17 protein-coding genes are annotated in these 21027 nt (G+C 67.2%); 8 read left to right on the top strand and 9 right to left on the bottom strand.

Annotated features, from left to right (window positions below; all coding sequences use genetic code 11):
• The first annotated feature begins 273 nt into the window (after positions 1–273).
• The 3 genes from purH to purD all read left to right on the top strand — a co-directional run bounded on the left by purH (position 274) and on the right by purD (position 4324).
• Positions 274–1860, top strand: a complete 1587-nt coding sequence (gene purH / locus ASD86_RS22585) for a bifunctional phosphoribosylaminoimidazolecarboxamide formyltransferase/IMP cyclohydrolase (RefSeq protein WP_056116160.1) — start codon at positions 274–276, stop codon at positions 1858–1860.
• Between the two features lie 58 nt (positions 1861–1918).
• Entirely contained in the window at positions 1919–2698 is a 780-nt protein-coding gene (locus ASD86_RS22580) for a hypothetical protein (protein ID WP_157477027.1), read from the top strand.
• A 324-nt stretch (positions 2699–3022) separates the two neighbouring features.
• Positions 3023–4324, top strand: a complete 1302-nt coding sequence (gene purD, locus ASD86_RS22575) for a phosphoribosylamine--glycine ligase (protein WP_056116154.1) — start codon at positions 3023–3025, stop codon at positions 4322–4324.
• 206 nt (positions 4325–4530) lie between these two features.
• Here the strand turns inward: purD and ASD86_RS22570 are convergent, their stop codons facing one another.
• Together ASD86_RS22570 and ASD86_RS22565 are read right to left on the bottom strand one after the other, a co-directional pair.
• Positions 4531–6033: an FAD-dependent monooxygenase gene (locus ASD86_RS22570; protein ID WP_056116151.1), complete on the bottom strand. Its 1503-nt coding sequence runs from the start codon at positions 6031–6033 to the stop codon at positions 4531–4533.
• A gap of 555 nt (positions 6034–6588) precedes the next feature.
• Positions 6589–6870 carry a hypothetical protein gene (locus ASD86_RS22565; RefSeq protein ID WP_056116148.1) on the bottom strand — a complete coding sequence of 94 codons (282 nt, stop codon included), beginning with the start codon at positions 6868–6870 and terminating at the stop codon, positions 6589–6591.
• Positions 6871–7669: 799 nt separating this feature from the next.
• Between ASD86_RS22565 and ASD86_RS22555 the strand changes: the two genes are divergently transcribed.
• From ASD86_RS22555 to ASD86_RS22535, 5 genes are all read left to right on the top strand, one after another.
• Positions 7670–8041: a hypothetical protein gene (locus ASD86_RS22555; protein ID WP_056116140.1), complete on the top strand. Its 372-nt coding sequence runs from the start codon at positions 7670–7672 to the stop codon at positions 8039–8041.
• Between the two features lie 253 nt (positions 8042–8294).
• Positions 8295–8909 carry a mechanosensitive ion channel domain-containing protein gene (locus tag ASD86_RS22550; RefSeq protein WP_082578632.1) on the top strand — a complete coding sequence of 205 codons (615 nt, stop codon included), beginning with the start codon at positions 8295–8297 and terminating at the stop codon, positions 8907–8909.
• A 423-nt stretch (positions 8910–9332) separates the two neighbouring features.
• Positions 9333–11231 carry an MFS transporter gene (locus ASD86_RS22545; protein WP_056116137.1) on the top strand — a complete coding sequence of 633 codons (1899 nt, stop codon included), beginning with the start codon at positions 9333–9335 and terminating at the stop codon, positions 11229–11231.
• Between the two features lie 205 nt (positions 11232–11436).
• On the top strand, positions 11437–11772 hold the full coding sequence (locus ASD86_RS22540; protein WP_056116134.1) for a CD225/dispanin family protein: 336 nt from the start codon (positions 11437–11439) through the stop codon (positions 11770–11772).
• Between the two features lie 23 nt (positions 11773–11795).
• Positions 11796–12221 (top strand): DUF2752 domain-containing protein, encoded by a 426-nt coding sequence (locus ASD86_RS22535; RefSeq protein WP_200957292.1) that lies wholly within the window; start codon positions 11796–11798, stop codon positions 12219–12221.
• Between the two features lie 55 nt (positions 12222–12276).
• Here the strand turns inward: ASD86_RS22535 and ASD86_RS22530 are convergent, their stop codons facing one another.
• From ASD86_RS22530 to ASD86_RS22500, 7 genes are all read right to left on the bottom strand, one after another.
• Positions 12277–15129, bottom strand: coding sequence for a TonB-dependent receptor (locus ASD86_RS22530; RefSeq protein WP_056116131.1), 2853 nt, complete (start codon positions 15127–15129; stop codon positions 12277–12279).
• Between the two features lie 94 nt (positions 15130–15223).
• Complete coding sequence (locus ASD86_RS22525) at positions 15224–16231, bottom strand: FecR family protein (RefSeq protein WP_056116128.1); 1008 nt, start codon at positions 16229–16231, stop codon at positions 15224–15226.
• On the bottom strand, positions 16228–17124 hold the full coding sequence (locus ASD86_RS28320) for a sigma-70 family RNA polymerase sigma factor (RefSeq protein ID WP_343123612.1): 897 nt from the start codon (positions 17122–17124) through the stop codon (positions 16228–16230). Before ASD86_RS28320 ends, ASD86_RS22525 begins: the two co-directional genes overlap by 4 nt.
• Before the next feature lie 237 nt (positions 17125–17361).
• Positions 17362–18288, bottom strand: coding sequence for a regulatory signaling modulator protein AmpE (gene ampE / locus ASD86_RS22515; protein WP_056116124.1), 927 nt, complete (start codon positions 18286–18288; stop codon positions 17362–17364).
• Positions 18289–18786: 498 nt separating this feature from the next.
• Positions 18787–19761, bottom strand: coding sequence for an NAD(+) diphosphatase (nudC, locus tag ASD86_RS22510; protein WP_056116121.1), 975 nt, complete (start codon positions 19759–19761; stop codon positions 18787–18789).
• Positions 19758–20132, bottom strand: a complete 375-nt coding sequence (gene erpA / locus ASD86_RS22505) for an iron-sulfur cluster insertion protein ErpA (RefSeq protein ID WP_056116118.1) — start codon at positions 20130–20132, stop codon at positions 19758–19760. Before erpA ends, nudC begins: the two co-directional genes overlap by 4 nt.
• A gap of 57 nt (positions 20133–20189) precedes the next feature.
• Positions 20190–21008: a DUF6776 family protein gene (locus ASD86_RS22500; protein WP_157477025.1), complete on the bottom strand. Its 819-nt coding sequence runs from the start codon at positions 21006–21008 to the stop codon at positions 20190–20192.
• Positions 21009–21027 lie beyond the last annotated feature (19 nt).

Here is a 21027-nt window from a genome sequence, read left to right as displayed (position 1 = left end):
CCTGTGCGTTCCTGAAACCCTCGCGGGCGATCGCCGATCAGCTTAGCGGCTGCGGACAAAGATCGCGGTCCCCATGCCCGCGGATGCACGCGGTATCGAAATACTGGCCCGCCGGATCAGCGTGGCGGTGCCGATACCGGCCGCGCGGCGGTGGCGGCGTCGCGCGGCGCGGGCCGGAGTGGCCGCAGATGCGCAATCGCGGCCTGAACGGGCCGGCCCGGCGGCCCACCCCCGCTATAATTCCCGCGCCCTTCCGCTGCCCCCCATCCCCGAATGACCTCCGATCGCTCGACCGGCACGCCGGTTCACATCCGCCGCGCCCTGCTGTCCGTGTCCGACAAGACCGGCCTCATCGAACTCGCCCAGGCCCTGGCCGCGCGCGGGGTCGAACTGCTGTCCACCGGCGGCACCGCCAAGGCCATCCGCGACGCCGGCCTGGCCGTGCGCGACGTGTCCGAGGTCACCGGCTTCCCGGAAATGATGGACGGCCGGGTCAAGACCCTGCATCCGCTGGTCCACGGCGGCCTGCTCGGCCGCGCCGGCACCGACGACGCGGTCATGGCCCAGCACGGCATCGCCGCGATCGACCTGCTGGTGCTGAACCTGTACCCGTTCGAGAAAGTCGCGGCCGATCCGGCCAGCAGCTTCGACGACATCATCGAGAACATCGACATCGGCGGCCCGGCGATGCTGCGCTCGGCGGCGAAGAACTTCGCCCGGGTCGCGGTCGCGACCGATCCGGCCCAGTACGCCGGCTTGATCGAGGAATTGAACGGCAACGACGGCGCGCTCAGCGGTAAGACTCGCTTCGCCCTGTCGGTGGCCGCGTTCAACCGCGTCGCCCAGTACGACGCGGCGATCAGCAATCACCTCTCGGCGATCGCCGAGGACGGCAGTGCGCAGGCGTTCCCGGCCCAGCACAACGCCAGCTTCGTCAAGGTCATGGATCTGCGCTACGGCGAAAACCCGCACCAGCTCGGCGCGTTCTACCGCGACGTCAACCCGCTGCCCGGCACCCTGTCCACCTTCACCCAGTTGCAGGGCAAGGAGCTGAGCTACAACAACCTCGCCGATGCCGACGCGGCTTGGGAATGCGTGCGCCAGTTCGAAAACCCCGCCTGCGTGATCGTCAAGCACGCCAACCCCTGCGGCGTGGCGCAAGGCGTGGCCTGCGGCGACGCCTACGAGTTGGCGTATGCGACCGACCCGACCTCGGCGTTCGGCGGCATCATCGCCTTCAACACCAGGCTCGACGCGGCCACCGCCAAGGTCATCCTCGACCGTCAGTTCGTCGAAGTGCTGATCGCGCCGGATTACGACGACGCGGCGATCGACTACGCCAAGAAGAAGGCCAACGTGCGCGTGCTGCGCATCGCGCACGGCGAGGGCCGCAATGCGCAGGACATCAAGCGCATCGGCTCGGGCCTGCTGGTGCAGAGCGCGGATCTGCGCGAAGTCGGCCGCGATGAGTTGAAAGTGGTCAGCAAGCTCGCCCCGACCGACGCGCAGCTCAGCGATCTGCTGTTCGCCTGGCGCATCGCCAAGTTCGTCAAGTCCAACGCCATCGTCTATGCGCGCGATCACCGCAGCATCGGCATCGGCGCCGGCCAGATGAGCCGCGTGGTCAGCGCCAAGATCGCCGCGCTCAAGGCCGAGGAAGCCGGTCTGGTCGTGCCCGGTTCGGTGATGGCCTCGGATGCGTTCTTCCCGTTCCGCGACGGCATCGACGCCGCGGCCGCGGCCGGCATCAAGGCGGTGATCCAGCCGGGCGGCTCGATGCGCGACAACGAAGTCATCGCCGCCGCCGACGAACACGGGCTGGCGATGGTGTTCACCGGCGTGCGTCATTTCCGTCATTGACGTCGAGGGTTTGCGTGGCCGCGATCGCTTCGGCGCTCGCGGTGGCGCTTGATCGCTTATGTCCGATCCTTCTGATTCCGACTCGTCCAAGCCCGGCGCGTCCAAGCCAAGTACCTCCGGGCCCAAGGCCGAGCTTGATGTGGCGACAGGCCTGAGCGGCCGGCCGTCGTTGGGCCGCCATCTCGGCCGTTCGATCGCGCGCAAGCTCACCGTGCTCGCGGTGTTGCTGGTGGTGATGGCGATCTGGGGCGCGTGGCAGTACACGCGCCGGCAGGCGGTCGACAGCGAAACGCTCGGCGACTACCGCATCGACGGCTCGTCGCTCGCGGTGCTGCTGGTCGAACCCGACGTGTCGCTGGAAATCGGCGCGGGCCTGCGCCGCGACTACACCGTGCAGGTCGCGCGCGCGCTGGCCAAGCGCTTCGACCAACTGGGCTACAACACCCGCGAATACGCCGCGCGCAGCGACGAAGAACGCTTCGGCCAGACCACCCGCGCCGCCGACCGCAACGCCGCCGCGCAGTACCAGACGCAAACCATGCACCGCCTGCGCGAATTCAACGCGCCGGTGCTGCGGGTCGCGTTGCAGGACCTGCAGTACGACGGCCGCACCGTCAGCGAGCAGCATTACCGGGTCGAACTGCTGGACCCGAAAACCCTGCAACCCTCGTGGCGCGCGACGCTCACCTGGCGCGAAGGCCGCTCGCAATCCATCGCCTTGCTGTGGCACCTGCGCAAGAACCGGCTGCCGCCGCCGTTGTGGGACAGCCTGGCGGATCTGGCGATCGCGCGGATGCGCAAGGATGGAGTGATTGCGTCGGGGTCTGCGATCCAGTAATCCGGGTGGTGGTCGAGGCATCGTGGTCGCGTCGCGCGCGAAGTGTCGCGGTCGCGGCTTGCGCCGCTCATACAGGGGCTCCGGCCACGACGATGCGCTCTAAACGATAGCGATGTTGATCGCGAGGTCCGACTGTAGGAGCGGCGCAAGCGGCGACCCACGACACCTCACCCACGTCGCATCCCCGAGACCTCGCTCGCAATCCACATCCGACATTCACCGGCAACGAATCACCCGGCAACGCTCAACCCCGCCCCTCACTCGCGTAAAATCCCGAATCCGCGTACCCCACGCCATCGCGGCCCGTCGTGGCCAGGAGCATCCATGAAAGTCCTCGTCATCGGTTCCGGCGGACGCGAACACGCGCTGGCCTGGAAGCTCGCCCAGTCGCCGCGCATCGACGAAGTGCTGGTCGCGCCCGGCAACGCCGGCACCGCGCACGAAGGACGCTGCCGCAATGTCGCCGTGGCCGCCACCGACATCGACGGCCTGCTCAAACTGGTCGCCGACGAAAACGTCGCGCTGACCGTCGTCGGCCCCGAAGCGCCGCTCGTGGCCGGCGTGGTCGACCGCTTCCGCGCCGCCGGCCTACGAATCTTCGGACCGACCGCCGCCGCCGCCCAGCTCGAAGGCAGCAAGGCCTACGCCAAGGATTTTCTCGCCCGCCATGGCATCCCAACCGCGTACTACGCCGTGCACACCGACGTCGACGCCGCACTGGCTTACGTTCGTGAGAAAGGCGCGCCGATCGTGGTCAAGGCCGATGGCCTCGCCGCCGGCAAGGGCGTGATCGTGGCGATGACCCTGGAAGAAGCCGAAGCCGCGGTCACCGACATGCTTTCGGGCAACGCCTTCGGCGCCGCCGGCGCGCGCGTGGTGATCGAGGAATTCCTCGACGGCGAAGAAGCCAGCTTCATCTCGATGGTCGACGGCAAGCACGCGCTGCCGATGGCGACCTCGCAGGACCACAAGCGCGTGTTCGACGGCGACACCGGTCCCAATACCGGCGGCATGGGCGCGTACTCGCCCGCGCCGGTGGTGACGCCCGACGTGCATGCGCGCGTGATGCGCGAAGTGGTGATGCCGACCGTCGACGGCATGATCGCCGACGGCGTCCCGTTCACCGGCTTCCTCTACGCCGGCCTGATGATCGACGCGCACGGCGCGCCGAAAGTCATCGAATTCAACGTGCGCTTCGGCGACCCGGAAACCCAGCCGGTGATGCTGCGTCTGGATTCGGACCTGCTCGATCTGGTCGAAGCCGCGCTCGACGGCAAGCTCGACACGACCCAAGCGCAGTGGAACCCGCGTCCCTCGCTCGGCGTGGTGATGGCCGCGGCGAACTATCCGGACACGCCGAAGGCCGGCGACGTCATCCACGGCCTGGACGCGGCGCAGCCCGCGCACGCGAAAGTCTTCCAGGCCGGCACCAAGCTCGGCGCGAACGGCGAAGTGCTGACCGCCGGCGGTCGCGTGCTGTGCGTGTGCGCGCTCGGCGACGACGTCGCCCAGGCGCAGCGCGGAGCCTACGCCGCATTGGCGAAGATCGGCTGGGACGGCGAATTCCATCGCAACGACATCGGCTGGCGCGCGATCGAACGCGAGCAACAAGCCGCGAAGTCCTGAGTTCCATCCATCGCGACAAAAAACGGCCGGAAGAGCACCCGCTCTCCCGGCCGTTTCGTTTCCCCCTGTAGGAGCGGCGCAAGCCGCGACCGCGACATCGTGCCTACGTCGTATCTGTGGTGTCGTGGTCGCGGCTCGTGACCGAAGGAAATCCAGCCGGACGCCGCTCCTACAGTCGGTATCGTCATCCGCGACGACTCGCCGCCTTACACCGCCGCGGGCGACCCGAACCAGACAGTCAACGCATCCGCCAACCCCTGCCAACTTCCCTCACCCACCCAGGCCACATACCCATCCGGCCGAATCAACACAGCCACAGGCGCCGCGACCACGCCAAGCGCGGGCAACTCCCACCCCCCCGCGTACCCGGCATCGATCGCCTGCACCCGATCGGCCCAAGCCGAACTATCGAAGCCACCGACTTCGCCGAAGTTGATCAGCACCGGCCGCGCACCATGCAGCAAGCGGTAGACGCGCAACGGCCCCTCGGCGGTCACCAGATCGAGATCCGGCATGCGCCGCCCAAGCAAGGGATGGCCCTCGCCGAAGTCGTAGCGAATATCCAACCCCGTCATCATCGCGGCGAATCGCTGGTACGGCTCATCCATGCCGAGCAGCTCGGCCACCGTGTCGCGCAACGCCGTCGTGCGCGCATCGGCCGGGCGCAACGCGGTCGAGGCCATCGTATTGCGCAGCACGCGCGCCGCGACCGGATGACGCTCGGCGTGGTAGCTGTCGAGCAGACTGTCCGGCGATATTCCCTTGATCACCTGGGCCAACTTCCAGCCTAGATTCATCGCGTCCTGCACGCCGGTCTGCAAACCGTGCCCACCGTCGGGCGCATGCACATGCGCGGCATCGCCGGCCAACAGCACGCGCCCATTGCGGTACGTCGCCGCCTGCCGGCTCACATCAGTGAAACGCGAAATCCAGATGGGACTGTGCGCGCCGTAGTCGGTGCCGCAGGCCGCGATCAACGCCCGGCTGAGATCGTCCAAGGTGGGCTCATCGTTCGTCGTCGCGACGCTCGCCTCGGTGACCATCACCTTGATCGGCCCCTCGTCCTTGTAGATCACCTGCCCGTCGCGGATCTCGTACTCGGTCCGCCCGAACGCATGCACGCCCAGGTCGGTGCGATGCACGCCCAGCTCCGGCGTCCGGGTCATCTCGACTTCGGCGATCAGGCTGCTGATCGTCGGATCCCACCCGGGAAAATCGATACCGGCGATCTTGCGAACGCGGCTGCGTCCGCCGTCGCAGCCGATCATGTACTGCGAACGCAACGACTTGCCGTCGGACATGACGATGTCGACCCCACTATCGTCTTGCGCGAACCCCAGCACCTCGCGTTCGCGATAGAACGTCACCGGTAACTCGCCGACCCAGCCGGCGAGAATGCGTTCGATATGGTTCTGCCACAGCCCGAGCCCGTAATTGTGCCGGGTCGGAAACGCGCTGATGTCCAGCTTGACCCCGGCGAACCCCGCGACCTGCGCCTTTTGCCCTTCCGCCAGGAATCGATCGACGATGCCGCGCTGATCGAACATCTCCAGCGTGCGCGCATGCAGCCCGCCCGCGCGCGAACCCGCCAGTTCCTGATTGGCGCGCCGCTCGACCACCGCGACGTCCACACCCGCGAGCGCCAACTCACCCGCCAGCATCAACCCGGTCGGACCACCGCCCACGATCACCACCGCATGCACGTTCATCGACACGCTCCCATCAACAGCGCGGCGTGTGCCGCCCGAACCTCGCAAACCGCGGCATCGACCGCCCGCGACCGCTTCGGAAGCCCCGCCGTCGCATCCTCAACCCAACCGCGCGCCTCACCCTTCGACGACAACCTGCTCATCGCACTCTCCCGATCCACTGGCCAAGTCAGGTCGGCGATTGAGCACCACGCGCCGGGGCTTGCCGCAAGCCCCCGGGGGAGTAAGATGTTGGTAGGGGCAGACACCGATGTTTTTCATCTCGGTTCGCTCAGCACGATGAACAGGCTTCCGTCCAGCCGTACAGCGCCGCAATCGGCGGCTCACTCGATCGGGGCGAACTTCCAAACCTTACGAATGCCGCCCATGGCGGCTTGCGCGGCGGCGGTCCTGGCCGATGCGTTAGAGCGCACTGGCGACCACAGAAGCCGGCTCTCAACAGAAACACGCCCGTCTGGCCCAAATCAAGACGGCCGGAAAAGCTCGCGCTCGTCCGGCCGTCGTGGTCTCGATTTAAAGGAATGGCTTCGTCACTGAGGCGAGCAAGCCACAGGGCTAATGCACAGTCCCCGCCGCATCCTCGGCCGCCGGCTGCAGCGAAACCGCGACTTCCTCCAGCTCCGCGATCTCCGCCTCCAGCGCGTCGTACAACTCGCCCTGCCGCGTCATCAATTCCTCGATCCGCTCGGCCTGCTTCAACTTCGACAGTTCCCCGTCGAACAGCAGCCACTGCGCGGTCAGCTGCTCCACATAGTTCTTGGAGTAATGTCGCATTTCCTTCAGCTGATTCAGCGTCGCGTTGACATGGTCCAACGGCGTCTTGGTATCGGCGGACATAAAGACCTCCACTTCGCAAGGTTGGACCCAGGGTATCGAAGGAAAGCTGGCTGGACCTGAAATTCGCCGCGCAGAAAGCATGGAATAAAAGCCGAATCTTCACTCGACGCCGACAATGTCGAACGCCGGATCGACCCATGCCAGAATGCTCGCAATCACCTGGGACAAAACGGCCTCTTGGCCCCGCATTCGGACGCGATCGAACAATGGGCCCCTTTCAAGACGGATGGACGGAACAGGACGTCGCGGCCGTGATTGCGCGCGGTGTACCCGATGAACTTTTGTACGTGCCCATCGTGATCAGCATGGACCCGCCGGACTTCGAGTGGTCCCAGGCGATCTGCATCTCATTGGCATCGCATCCGCATTTCAATGTCAGGGGGCAACGCCATCCTGGGATTCGGCCATCTCGCCCGTACTTGCCGCCGCATCGACGCGGCAACCGTCGTTCCCCTGATAGCCGCTGCGCTGCAGGACGAGAGCGCATATGTCCGAGGCCACGCGGACGACGCGGCCGGCGATCTGTTGCACTACCTGGACGTTCGGGTGCCGGGCTATGAGTCGTAAAGGCCCGCGCGCTGCGGCCGGCACGCGGACCATCCGCCCGCCGCTGCGTACCCGGCCCGCCATCAACCGACGCAAACGCCTCGGCTTGAATGAGGGTTGCATCGATTAATGTCTGCGGACTCGAGAAGCGTTCACTCAACATGGCTTCGTAACGGCAAACCAGCTCTGAGTTTTCCTTTGATCCGATGCAGCGCCACCAACCGGTTGGACTTAGACACAAGCGTTCGAAACCATGCTCGACGACCTCTTAAAATCGCTCAAACACGCCGAACTCACGTTCATTGCCGAAAGCGACTACGGCACCGACGTCGAGCGGCATCGCGACGCGTTGAAACAGCTTATCGACGTACAACACGGCGTCCTGACGCGGGGTCAGCATTGGCATCCCTACGAGGTGATCGAGTTGTGCGCGCAGTCATTGATACCGGGACACGAACGAGAGTTCACCGCCTGCAGTTTGTTGGTGCTGCGCGCGGTGGCTTCGGGGTTCGATACGCATACCGACCTGGACCAGAAACTGGCGGACCGCGCCCAGGACTATGACGCCCTGCCTGCGGAATTCAGAGACGCGATCCTGGATGCCTATCAACGCGTCGACCGATAGCCCTCCGGCGCCGCTCGGGTCGTGACGCCGCAGACCTCAGGAAAACGGTGAACCCCCATCCGTACGACGCTGCCACCAGGTCGCCGGGTCAATTAAGCGTTCAAGCGCCGGGTCGGCCGTCGGCCCCTTGGCGACACGACGCGCGCATCGAGTGTAGACGCATCGTCAGGCTGTCGCCCGGTCAGGCACGGCGCGCTAACCACCGCCTTCGTACACTGCTCGGCCATATCCGCTGCCAGAGGCCGAACCGACCATGTCCCCCACCATCGCCCAGGCCGCCTACATCGCCGCGAAACTCGGCGAAGCGCTGGCCATTCTGGCCGGGGCATGGCTGCTGACCACGCTGCTGCGGCATCTGCTGCGGCGGTTGTCGAACCAGTACGACCTGGCGCCGGCGTTCGCGATCGGGGTTCGGCGGGTGTTGAACACGCTGATCTATATCGCGGCGTTGCTGTTGTTGCTCAATCGGTTGGGGATTGAGGGATCGGTGGTGTGGACGACGCTGACCGGGTTCGTGGCGGTCGGCGCGGTGGCGTTCTTCGCGGCGTGGAGCGTGCTGTCGAATATCTTCTGCGCGTTGTTGATTCTGACCACGCGGCCGTTCCGGCTGTACGACTACATCGAGGTGCTGGAAGGCGGCGATAAGCCGGGGCTGCGCGGGCGGGTGGTCGATATCAATTTCATCTTCACCACGCTGCAGGAAAGCCACGCCAGCGGCGAGGACACGGTGCTGCAGGTGCCCAACAGCCAGTTCTTCCAGCGCAGCACGCGGCGCTGGCGCGAGGAGCCGGAGTGGAGCCGGGTGGCGCGGGAGAAGGCCGCGGATGGGCCGCATGGGGCGGATTGGAAGGATGCGGCGGTGCGTTGAGGGTTGGCGCGGGAGCGTGTCCTCATCCCGCCCCCTCTCGGCTTTGCACTCCCTGCGGTCGCCGCTCGCGGGAGAGGGGCTTGAGAGCGCTTCTCGCGCGTAGCGCATCGGCGGCGATGCGTCATGGCGGGTGAGGTGCGGTAAAGGCTAAGGGCAAAAGCGAATCCCCCCTGCCCCCCCCCTTTTGCAAAGGGGGGAAAAGCAAAGGCAAAGACAAAAAAGCAAAGGCGGGTGGCGGCGGTGGACGGGTTCGGGGGCTGGGCGGGAGCGGGTGGTCTAGGGGCGTGCATTGCCGGGGCTACTTTTGCGCTACCTCGCTGATGCCGCTACACCCGGCCAGTCGGCTTTTGTTAGGCTCCCCACGCGAATCCTTCGCCCGAGCCGCGCATCCACGCGCGGACACGAATCCACAAGCAGGACGGCATGGCGCACAACCAGTTCGCGTTGCTCACCCAACGGCGGTTCCTGCCGTTTTTCCTGACCCAGGCCTTCGGCGCCTTCAACGACAACGTCTACCGGCAGGCGATCATCGGCCTGCTGTTCTACCTTGGCGTCGACGACGCGCAGCGCACGCTCTACACCAACCTCGCGCCGGCCTTGTTCATCCTGCCGTACTTCCTGTTCTCGGCCACCGCCGGGCAGATCGCCGAGAAGCTGGAAAAGCACAAGCTGATCCGGATCACGACCTCGATGGAGATCGCGATCATGTCGCTGGCCGCGGTCGGCTTCGTCACCCAGAACATGACGATCCTGCTGATCGCGCTGTTCGGCACCGGCCTGCAGTCGACCCTGTTCGGGCCGGTCAAGTATTCGATCCTGCCGTCGGTGCTCAAGCCCGAGGAACTCACTGGCGGCAACGGCCTGGTCGAGATGGGCACCTCGATCGCGATCCTCACCGGCATGATCTTCGGCGGCCTGATCTTTACCCTCGCCGGCACTCACGGGCCGGTGGTCGCGGCGACCGCGATCATCGTGTTGGCGGTGACCGGCAATCTGGTCAGCCGGATGATCCCTCGCGCCGACGCCGGCGAGCCGGACCTGAAGATCCAGTGGAACCCGATTCCCGAGTCGGTGAAGATCATGCGCATGACCCGCCGTCAGCCGGCGGTGCGCAATTCGGTGCTGGGCGTGTCGTGGTTCTGGTTTGTCGGCACGGTGCTGACCTCGCAGTTGCCGGGTTATGCGCTGACTAATCTCGGCGGCGATCCGACCCTCTACATCTTCGCTCTGGCCTTGTTCTCGATCGGCACCGGCGTGGGCTCGATGCTGTGCGAACGCCTGTCGGCGCGCACGGTCGAAATCGGTCTGGTGCCGCTGGGCGCGTTCGGCATCAGCGCCTTCATGATCGACCTGTATTTCGCCCGCACCGGCGCGGCCACCGCGACCGGGCTGGACGTGGCCGCGTTCGTGCGCGGCGCCGGTTCGTGGCGGATCATGATCGATCTGGTCGGGATCGGCCTGTTCGCCGGTTTCTTCGTGGTGCCGCTGTTCGCGCTGATCCAGAACCGCTCGCCGAAGAACGAGCTGTCCCGCGTGATTGCCGGCATGAACATCCAGAACGCGGCGTTCATCGTGTCGGCGGCGGTGCTCGGCGTGGTCGTGCAGCGCTTCCTGCACTGGACCATCCCGCAGGTGTTCCTGGCATTGGCGATCGCCAACGCGCTGGTCGCGATCTACATCTTCACGATCGTGCCCGAGTTCCTGATGCGCTTCCTGAGCTGGGTGCTGGTGCGCACCCTGTACCGGTTGCGCGTGGCCGGGGTCGAGAAGATCCCCGACGAAGGCGCGGCGCTGGTGGTGTGCAATCACGTCAGCTACATGGACGCGCTGATCCTAAGCGCGAGCATCCCGCGGCCGGTGCGCTTCGTGATGTATTACAAGATCTTCAACATCCCGGTGATGAGCTGGATCTTCCGCACCGCCAAGGCGATCCCGATCGCCGGGGCCAAGGAGGACCCCGAGGTAATGCGGCGCGCGTTCGAGGAAATCGAGGCCGCGCTCGCCGACGGCCAGTTGGTCGGCATCTTCCCCGAGGGCGCATTGACCAAGAACGGCGAGATCGCGCCGTTCAAGTCCGGGGTCGAGCGGGTGCTGGAGAAAAATCCGGTGCCGGTGATCCCGATGGCGCTGCGCGGCATGTGGGCCAGCATGTGGAGCCGCCGCAGCAATCGCGCCGAGGGTGGCTGGCTGGATCGCATGCGGGTGCCGCGCCGGTTCCGCGCCGCGATCGAGGTCGTCGCCGATCCGCCGCAGGACGCCGCCGGCATCACCGCGCAATCGCTGGAAGCGCAGGTCCGCGCGCTGCGCGGCGATCGGGCCTGATCGCCGCGCGAGGCGCCGTGCCGGCGACGCCGCGAACCGTCGCCGATCGCCGCGGGTCCCCACAATCGGCGCGGCCGGGCGTAATCGGCCGCGATCGGCATGCCCTGGGCCGTCGCGGCGACGTGCCGTTGTCGCGACGCGCTGCTAGGATGCCCGCGAACGGTCGCCGCGTCGGCGACCGACGTTTGTCTTGGGGAAGGACACCATGAATCAGCCCGTCACCACCGCGGCCGCGCCGTATCCCACCTACCTGGCCTGGTCGATCACCATCACCGTGCTGGGCGCCTGTTTCTGCTGCCTGATCGGCGCCGCGCCGGGTATCGTCGCGATCGTGTTCGGCAATCAGGTCAACACCAAGTTCAATGCCGGCGACGATGCCGGCGCGCGCAAGGCTTCGGAGAACGCGAAGATCTGGTGCTGGGTCGGCACCGCCCTGGTCGCGGTCAGCCTGCTGCTGAACATCGCGTCGTTCTTCGTCAACGGCATGTCCTTCATGTCGGAAGACTTCCTGCAGCAGTTGCAGCAGGCGCAGTCGCGCTAAGCGCCCGCATCGGGACCCGCAACGTGCAGCACAGCGCCCACCCGCGCCATCTCGCCCTCGCGGCGACCGCAACCGCCGCGCTCGCGGCGACGGCGGCCGGCGTGTGGGTGCTGCGCCGTTTCGATCCCAACGCCGCCGGCAGTCCGCTGCCGGCGTGCGTGTTCCACAGCTTCACCGGGCTGTACTGCCCGGGTTGCGGCATGACCCGCGCGCTGCACGCGCTGGTGCATGGCGATCTCGCCCAGATGCTGGCGATGAATGCATTGCTGCCGGTAGCGATGCTGACCTTGCCGCTGATCGTGCTGCACGGCCTGGGCTATCGGCTGCCGCTGCCGCGACGCGCGGTCGCCACGATGGTCGACGGCAAGCTGTGGCTGATCGCGCTCGGCGCGTTCTGGGTGCTGCGCAATCTGCCGTGGCCGCCGTTCTCGTGGCTCGCGCCGGGCTGAGCGCCTGACGGCTGCCGTCGGCCCATTGCAGGCCGATTGCGGCCACTCCCTGATCTCAGAAGCGGTACACCGCGCTGACCAGGTAATAGCGGCCGACCGGATCGTCGTCGACGATGCTGTAGCCGCCGAAGCTGTAATCGTAATTGACCGGCCGGCGATCGTTGAGATTGCTGACGTTCAAACCGATCAGCCACTTGTCGAAACCGCCGTAGGCGACATCGAACCCGACCAGGGTCGCGCTCGGCGTGCGGCAGCGCGCGGGCTCGTCCAGCAGCACGCAGTCCTGGCCCGGCTGGATGCCGACCGTGGCGTGACCCATGTAGCGAAGGTTGAGCGTGGCGATCCAGTCGCGATAGCTCCAGCGCACGCTGCCCAGCACGGTGTTGTTGGGCGTGCCGTAGCCGGAGAAGTCGTACTCGCGTTCCTTCGGATGCAACCGGCGCAGCAGGTGATCCATGTAGTGGCCGTTGATGCGGAACGACAGGTTGCCCCAGCGCTGGGTCTGGTGACGGTACTCGGCATCGATTTCCCAGCCGCGCACTTCGGTGCTGCCGACGTTGTCGAGGTAGGTCTCGACCGTGTCCAGATAGCCGTCGGCGTCGCGGATCAAGGCCTTCGGAAACAGGTCGGGCCGCGACGCGGCGTCGATCGCCAGGATCTCGTTGTTGCGGCGGATGCGGTAGCGATTGACGGTGGCGGTGAAGTCTTCGTTCGGCGTCCAGATCAGGCCCAGACTGCGACTGGTCGAGGTTTCCGGACGCAAGTCGGGATTGATCACCGCGCGCTGCACGACCTGACAGTAATCGCCGTAATCGTTGAGGCAGGGCTGGGTGGTGGCGTCGGAGCGCACGAACGCCTGGTTGTCGACCACCAGCGGACGGCGCAGCTCGGCCAGGGTCGGCGCGCGGTAGCCCTCGCCGAAGGAACCGCGCAAGGCCAGCGAACGCAACGGCTGCCAGCGCACGCCGAACATCGGCGAGATCTGATTGCCGTAACCGGCATCGCGGTCCACGCGCCAGGCCGCGTTGACCCACAGCTTCTCGTGCAGCGGCGCGTTGAACTCGGCGTAGATCGCCGAGGTGTTGCGGCTGGCGTCGCGCGAGTCGGCTTCCTGGGCCAATGCGATCTTGCCCTTGATGAAGGCGTCGTCGGGCCGGTTGCGCACGCGTTCGTGCCGCGCCTCGAAGCCGGCGGCGACCTTGACGTCGCCCGCGGGCAACGCGAACAGCGGCCCCTCGATGCTGCCCGAGACGGTGTCGAGCACCACTTCGCCGCCCATGGTGGTGCGCGGCGAGATCGCCTCGAGCACCTCGGTCGGGTTTTCCTCGGCCTTGCTGAAACGGAAGGTGGTGACCTCGGCATCGCCCTGGGTGCCGAACAGCGCCGACTCGTCGATCAATCCGTCGATGCGGTTGACCACCTTGTTGCGCCGGCGCGACAGGCTGACGTCCCACTCCCACTTGCCGCGATAGCCCTTGATGCCGGCGGTGTAGTCGCGGGTGGTGGTGACGCTGCGGTTGCGCACCGGGCCCAATTCGGAAAACCAGTAATTCAGGCGCAGCGCCGGAAACGGCTTGAACGAATCCGGATGCCCTTCGGGCAGCTGCACCGAGGCGTAAAACGGCGCGTTCTGCATCTCCAGGCTGACCCGGGTCGCGCGCAGGTCGGCGTAGAACTCGGCGTTGTCGCCGAGCGGCTGGCGGAAGTGGGTGTAGAACGCGTTGCTGGTGATGCCCGGCTGCAGGCTCACGTAACGCGGAATGTCGAGGGTGCAGGCGGCGCTGTCCGCGACCGCTTCGTCGCCCTCGCAACCGGGCGCCGGCGCCACGACGAAGTTGCCGAAGGTGAAGCCCGACGGCACGCGCAGGTCGCGCTGGCCGTCGAAGCGCTGGTCGAGCGTGCTCCAACGGCGCTGGCTGCCGAGCAGCGGGTTGCGGGTGTAGTGATCGACGCTGACGAAGATGCTGCCGTCGCCGGGCGTGCGTTCGCCGAAGCTGGCGTAGGCGCGCGTCTGCTCGGCGTCGCCGCGCTGCGACACGCCGAAGCTGCCGCCGACTTCGGCGCCGCGGTAATCCTTCTTGAGGATGATGTTGACCACGCCGGCCATGGCGTCGGCGCCGTAGATCGCCGAGGCGCCGCCGTGGGCGATTTCGATATGGTCGACCATGCTCAGCGGAATGCCGTTGAGATCGGTCAGCGCGCCCATGTCGGTGGAAACCAGGCCGTAGTTGGCCATGCGCCGGCCGTCGACCAGGAACAAGGTCGCGCGCGGTCCCAGCGAATACAGACTGGCCGAGGCCGCGGCCGCGGACGGCACCTGGGTCGCGCCGCCCTCGGTGGCGACGTTGCGCGGATGGTGGCCGGTCATGCCCGGCATCAGCCGCAGCAGGTCGAACAGGGTCTGGTGACCGCTGGCGCGAATCTGTTCGTTGGTGATCAGGGTCAGCGGCAGCGAGCTTTCGAAATCGGCGCGGCCGATGCGCGTTCCGGTCACATGAACCGTGTCCAATTCGGTCGGTACCGGCGGCTTGGCGGTGGCCATCGGCTTGGCCGCCGGCACCGGCGCGGGCACCGGCCGGGCCGGGCGCGGCGACGCCTGTAGCAAGTAAACATTGGGCTTTACGGCTACCGCGGTGAGGCCGGTGCCCTCCAGCAGGCGGGCCAGGCCCTCGCGGACCGAGCCGGCGCCGCGCAGGCCGCGGCTGCGCCGACGCGCCACCAGGGCCGGGGAATAGGAGATCTGCAGGTGATGCCGACGCGCGAATTCGTTCAGCGCGTCATCGAGCGCGCCGGCCGGAATGTTGTAGCCATCGGCTGGAAAATCGTCCGCAGCGGCCGGGAAGGCCCCGGCTTCGGACGCGAACGTCAGCGCGACGGAAACGATGAACGCATAGGAAATCTTGGCCATCCACCAACCGCATCGATCAGGCTACTGCTGAACCCATACGCCCCCTGTGTGCAGGCGCGATCCAACCATAGCATCGCCGTGGCGGCCAGGGGACTCAGCCCGACTTGCGATGGAGCACGATTTCGCCGCCCTGGCCCTGCTCGGCGCGCAACGACCAACCCTGTTCGAGCGCCTTGAGCAAGGACGCCTGATCGCCGATGTGAAACACGCCGCTGATGGTGATCTCGCCCAGCGCCGGTTCGGCCAGCAACAGCTTGGTCGACGAGTAACGGTTCATCTCGGTGAGCAGGGTGTCCAGGCGGCTGTTCTTGAACACCAAGTCGCCGGTCGGCCAGGCCTGGGCGACGTTGAGATCGAGCGGCTCGGCCGGGGTCATGCGCCCGCTGCGGTCGTAGCTGATCTGCTGGCCGGGGTTGAGCGTGCTGCCGACCTGGGCCACGCCGCTGGACACGATCACCGAACCTTCGATCAGGCCGACGTTGATCGAGTCGGCGTGCTTGCTGACCTGGAAGGTGGTGCCGATGTCGCGGATCACGCCGTCGCCGGCCTTGACCGAGAACGGACGCGCCGCGTCGGCGGCGACCTGGAACTGGACCCGGCCGCGATCGAGTTCGATCTCGCGACGGTCGTCGCCGAAGCGCGCGACGATCGCCGAGTCGGTATCGAGCATGACCTGGGTGCCATCGGCCAGACGCAGCGAACGCTGCTCGCCGATCGCGGTGGCGTAGTGCTGGACGGTGGGTTCGCCCGGCGCGCGCAGCCAGTTGACCCCGACCACGGTCGCGACCAGCAGCGAGGCGACCAGCGTGGTCGGCACCCACCAGCGCGAGCGTGAGTTGTCGCGACCGGTCGCGCGCCAAGCGATGCGCGCGGCCGCCTGCAGCAGTTCGTCGTTCTTCAGTTGCGCGGCCGCCTGATGCGCGCGCTCGGCCTCGACATAGGCGAGGACGTGCTGCGGCGATTCGTCGAGCCAGCGATCGAACTCGGCGCGATCGTGCGACGTGCATTCGGGCGAATCCAGCAGCGCGACCCACGCGCTCGCGCGGTCGTCGTCGGAGTCGGCGGAATGATCGGCCGTGGATGTGAGCAGTGTGGTCTTCATGGTTCTTGCAAGCTCTCGTAGCCGCTTTCCTTCATACGCACGCGCAACAGCGCGAGCGCCCGGCCGATATTCTTCTCCACTGCCTTTACAGAAATACCGCAGTGGCGAGCGATTTGCGTGTAACTCATTCCATTGATGCGATTGAGCAAATAAATCTGTCGGCTGCGCGTGGGCAATTGCATGATCGCCGCGCGCACCAGCGCCAATTCCTGCTCGGTGGCCACGCGTTGATCGTGCGCCGGTTCGTGCGACGGCAACGCGTGATAGTCCTCATCCAGACTCACGTGTTCGGGCGCGTGGCGGGTCTTCTGGCGCCGGCCGCGATCGTTGAGCGCGTTGATCGCGATGCGGTACATCAGGATCTTCAGGGCATCGGCCGGCTGATCGCGATAACGCAGCATGCGCATCATCGTTTCCTGCGCGATGTCCTGCGCGTCCTCGTGCGAGGCCGCGGACTTGCGCAGAAACGCGATCAACGGCTCGCGGTGATCGCGCAGGAACACGACGAAATGATCGTCGCCCTCGCGCGTCGCCGCGGGCTGATTCGCCGCTGAAGTTTCCTGGCCTACGTCCACTTTCGCCCACGTTGCGGTTACCTGCTTCGATACTAGCCCAGCCGGCGCCGGGGATTGAACGAAGCCAAGGCCGTCATGCGCGGCGATTGCCGGCGCAAAACTGGCATGGATCACAGACGTGAAGCGATTGCCCAAATCGAATCCTCCGCAAGCGTGATGGCGCATGGACGCGAGGCGACCGCTTACGCGATGCACGGGGCTCAGTTCTTGACCGCTGGACTCCCGTGCATGCGTAACCGGCGCTTCTTCGTCGCGATTGCCGCTTTCTGGCTGCTGTGACGCGAACGCACGCGCGAGCGTGCGAACCGGTTCCGGCATATCCGCGGCGCGCGGGCCCTGTCCAACCCCCTGCGACAGGACAACCGTTCGACGCCGGGGTGGCCGGGGACGGACGGAGTCGCGCGGCTCGCGGATTGCGCGAAACCTGTCCCTACAAACGCAGGTCGCGCGCCGCCTCCCTACCCCATCCATGCGGCGGCGTTGGGTTTCCGCTCAGGCGGTCTCAGTTCGGGGTCGCGAACGGGGTCGCGAACACGGCGCGGGCGCCGCGGCGGGTCAGGCGACGAAGCCGGCGATCACGAACAACGCCAGCACCGCCAGCCACACCAGCAGGCTGCGCCAGACCAGGCTCATCGCATCGCGCAGTTCCGGCACTTCGGCCGCGACCAGGGTAGTGCCCGGGCCGGACAGGGCCGGCGCGGCGACCCCGGATTCGTCGTTGTAGTCGGCGGCTTCTTCGGCCAGCTCGCACTTGACGCTGGCGCGCCCGACCGCGCCGAGGAAGCGGTTGTCGAGGTTGAAGCGGGTGCCGCCGGCCTCGCGCCAGGCGCCGAGCACGGTGTCGAAATTGCCGACCAGGGCCAGCGCCAGGGTCAGCAGCTGCGCGACCGGCCAGTCCAGCAGGGCCAGCAGCGTGTGCGCGCCGGCCCGGGTCTCGCCGGGCAGGTGGCGCGAGGCCTCGCCTTCGGCGGCCAGCGCGACCAGGCGATAGCCGAGCGCGCCGATCGGCCCGAGCAGCAGAAACCAGAACAGCACACCGAACCAGCGCCGCAGCGCACTGCGGAACACGGCTTCGACCAGCGAGCCGCCGTCGAGCAGCGGCGTGGCGCCTTCGGGCCACAGCTTGGTCGCGGCCTCACGCCGCGAGGCGGGATCGCGCGCCGAGGCTAGCGCCTCGACATCGAGATCCAGGTCGCGCGGACCCCAGGCGTAGAACAGGATGAAGATGCCGAACACCAGTCCGCCGAGCCCGATCAGGGGTTCGTCCAGCGCCAGCTGGAACAAGCCGACCGCGAGCAGCGGCGGCACCAGCGCGATCAGCAGGCCCCAGCGGCCGCGCCAGAAGCTGCCTTCGGGAAAGCGGCTGTCGATCCAGCGCAGCCAGTCGCTGTACCAGCCGTAGTGACGCACCGACGCGGCCAGCGACTGCGCGAGATGGCCGAGCACGAGTGCGACGACGGCGGCGATCAGCGTGACGGACATCGGGGCGACGCTCCTGGCGAGGCGAAGAAGGCAAGCATCAAACTCTCGCGATTCTAGCGCGACCGCGTGCAGGCGCGGTCGCGGGCCCATGGCGACTCGACGAGAAACCAAGCCGCGGCGTTGCGGTGCGGTACGACTTGCGGTGGAGCCCGCTTGCTGTGAGTTCGGCTTGCTGCGAAGCCCCACGCGAGGCCTGGCCTGTGGCGGCCCTGCTTTTGAGGTTTGCCCACGTTGTTACGAGGTCTTTTGTGGGACGGGCTCCAGCCCCGACGCTTTCCGCTCAGACCGCGACAAACCCATCCGCAGCGAACACCGACACCGGATCGAACAGCGTCGGGGCTGAAGCCCCGCCCACAAAAGATCCCGGGCTAACGCAGAAAGCCTGGAATCGGAAAGGTTGGAATTAACCAGATCGACCGATCACGAAACACAACGAGCTCAGCACCGTACGCAGCAGCATCGGACTCGATCTCGTCGTCCTCGCCACCCTCGCGTACTTCAACGCCCCGCGCGCGCCTCGGCGGCCACGCGCCAATGCTCGATCAGCCAGCGCGAAATCGAGATGCTGGGCGACAGCAGCGGGCCGTCGTCGTCGCCCGCGGCAGCAGCGGCCTCGGCCGACGGCGCGGCCGCCTTGCGTTCGCCACGTGCCGCGGCGGCGCGGATCTCTTCGAGCGTGAACCAGCGCGCTTCTTCCAGTTCGTCGCTGACCTGCGGCGCATCGGGTTCGGCCAGGGCGGCGAAACCGAGCATCAATGCGCTCGGGAACGGCCACGGCTGCGAGCCCAGGTATTGGCAACTGCGCACGCGCACGCCGGTTTCTTCCAGCACCTCGCGGGCCACGGTCTGCTCCAGCGATTCGCCGGGCTCGACGAAGCCGGCGATCACCGAATAACGCTGCGCCGGCCAACCGGCCTGGCGACCGAGCAACAGACGCTCGCCGTCGCTGACCGCGACGATCACCGCCGGGTCGGTACGCGGGTAATGTTCGGTGCCGCATTGGCCGCAACGGCCGGTCCAGCCGGCGCGGGCGAAGGCGATTTCGCCGCCGCACACACCGCAGTAGCGATGCCGGCTGCGCCAGTGCTGCAGGGCGCGGGCCTGGGCGAACACGCTGGCGTCGAGCAACGGCCAATGCGCGGCGGCGCGGCGCAGATCGACCCGCCGCGGCGCCTGGAACGCGACCAGATCCGATTCGATCGCGAACCACGCCTGCCCGTCCGCCGCCAGTCCCAGAAAAATCGAGGCGCCGGTACCGCCCGGGCCATCGGTCAGCTCATGGCCCAAGGGTGCGAGCAAGTTGTCGTCGTCGTCGGCATAAGCCTGACCGGAGCCATCGAGCACGATCACCCGCGCCCGCGGCCACAACGCCGCCAAGGCCTCGGGTTGATCGCGCAGATGATCGGCGCGGTCCAGCGCCGCGCGCCAGGCCGAATCGGCTTCGACGAAGGCGAAGGCTGGGGCCGTACTCACACGCCGAACGAGGAGCCGCAGCCGCAGGTGGTCTTCGCGTTCGGATTGCGGATCACGAATTGCGAACCGTGCAGGCTCTCGGTGTAGTCGACTTCCGCGCCCATCAGGTACTGCAGGCTGAGCGGATCGACCAGCAAGGTCACCCCGTCGGTCTGCACGGCCAGATCGTCCTCGCCCTGCTGTTCGTCGAATTCGAACCCGTACTGGAAGCCCGAGCAGCCGCCGCCCTGGATATAGACCCGCAGCTTGAGCGCGTCGTTGCCCTCTTCGGCGATCAACTCGCGCACCTTGCCGGCGGCCGAGGAACTGAACTGCAACGGCCGATCCAGCGACTGGTAGCCAGGCGCCGCGGTGAGAGTGGTGATTTCCATGCCGAAAGGATGAGGGCCGCGGCCCTCGCATTCAAGCGCGCCAGGCGAACACAGCGATCAGCTGCCGGGGTTGCCGGCGCCCGTGGCGGCGGCCGCGGTGTCGCGGGTCGCGTCGGCCCAGCTGAAGGATTGCTCGACCGCCGGCCCGGATTGCGGGGTCAGCCGCACCGTGACCCGCACCGGGGTCAGGCCCTGCGGCACGAACACGTCGCCTTCGATCTGCTCGAAGTACTTGAACGAATACGCCGTGCCGGGCGCGGCCGGCTGCTGGCGCAGGTCGGCCCAGGCCAGTTTTTCGAGTTTGCCGGCGCGGGTGCCTTCCAGGGCCAGGGTCAGCCGGCCGGCGCTGACCGCGCCGCGGTTGAGGTTCTGGGTCAGGGTGGTGGTGAAGTGCCAGGCCGAGGGCGCGCCGTCCTGCGGCTGCATCTTCAACGCGTGGACGGTCAGGCCGCGACGCTGGCCGGTGGCGCCGACCAGGCGCTCGTAGAAGGCCACGTCGGCGCGCAGGCCGGCGATTTCCTCGTCGCGTTCGGCCAGCGCGCTTTGCAGGTCGCGGTTGGCCTGGCGGCTGATCGCGTCGGAGCGGCCCAGGGTGGTCACCCGCTGGCGCAGTTGCTCGAGTTCGGCCTGCAACTGCCGCGGGCTCAGCGCGGCGCCGTCCGCGATCGGCGGCGGCGGGGCTTGTTCGGGCTGGGTGAGGCCGCGCCACAGGCCCCAGGCGCCGAAGGTCAGGGCCGCCGTCAGCAGCACGGCGGCCGGAACCCGCCACGGGTGGCGGCCATCGCCGGCCGATGCGGGCTGTTCCGAGGGCGCCGCCGGGCCGGAGGTCACCGGTGCGGCGGAAGTCGGCGCGGATTGGGAAGATTCTTCGCTCATCCGCACCGTCTGGGGGCTG

Source organism: Lysobacter sp. Root690 (assembly GCF_001427785.1).
Classification (GTDB): Bacteria; Pseudomonadota; Gammaproteobacteria; order Xanthomonadales; family Xanthomonadaceae; genus Lysobacter.
This window is presented reverse-complemented; position numbering and strand designations above follow the sequence as displayed.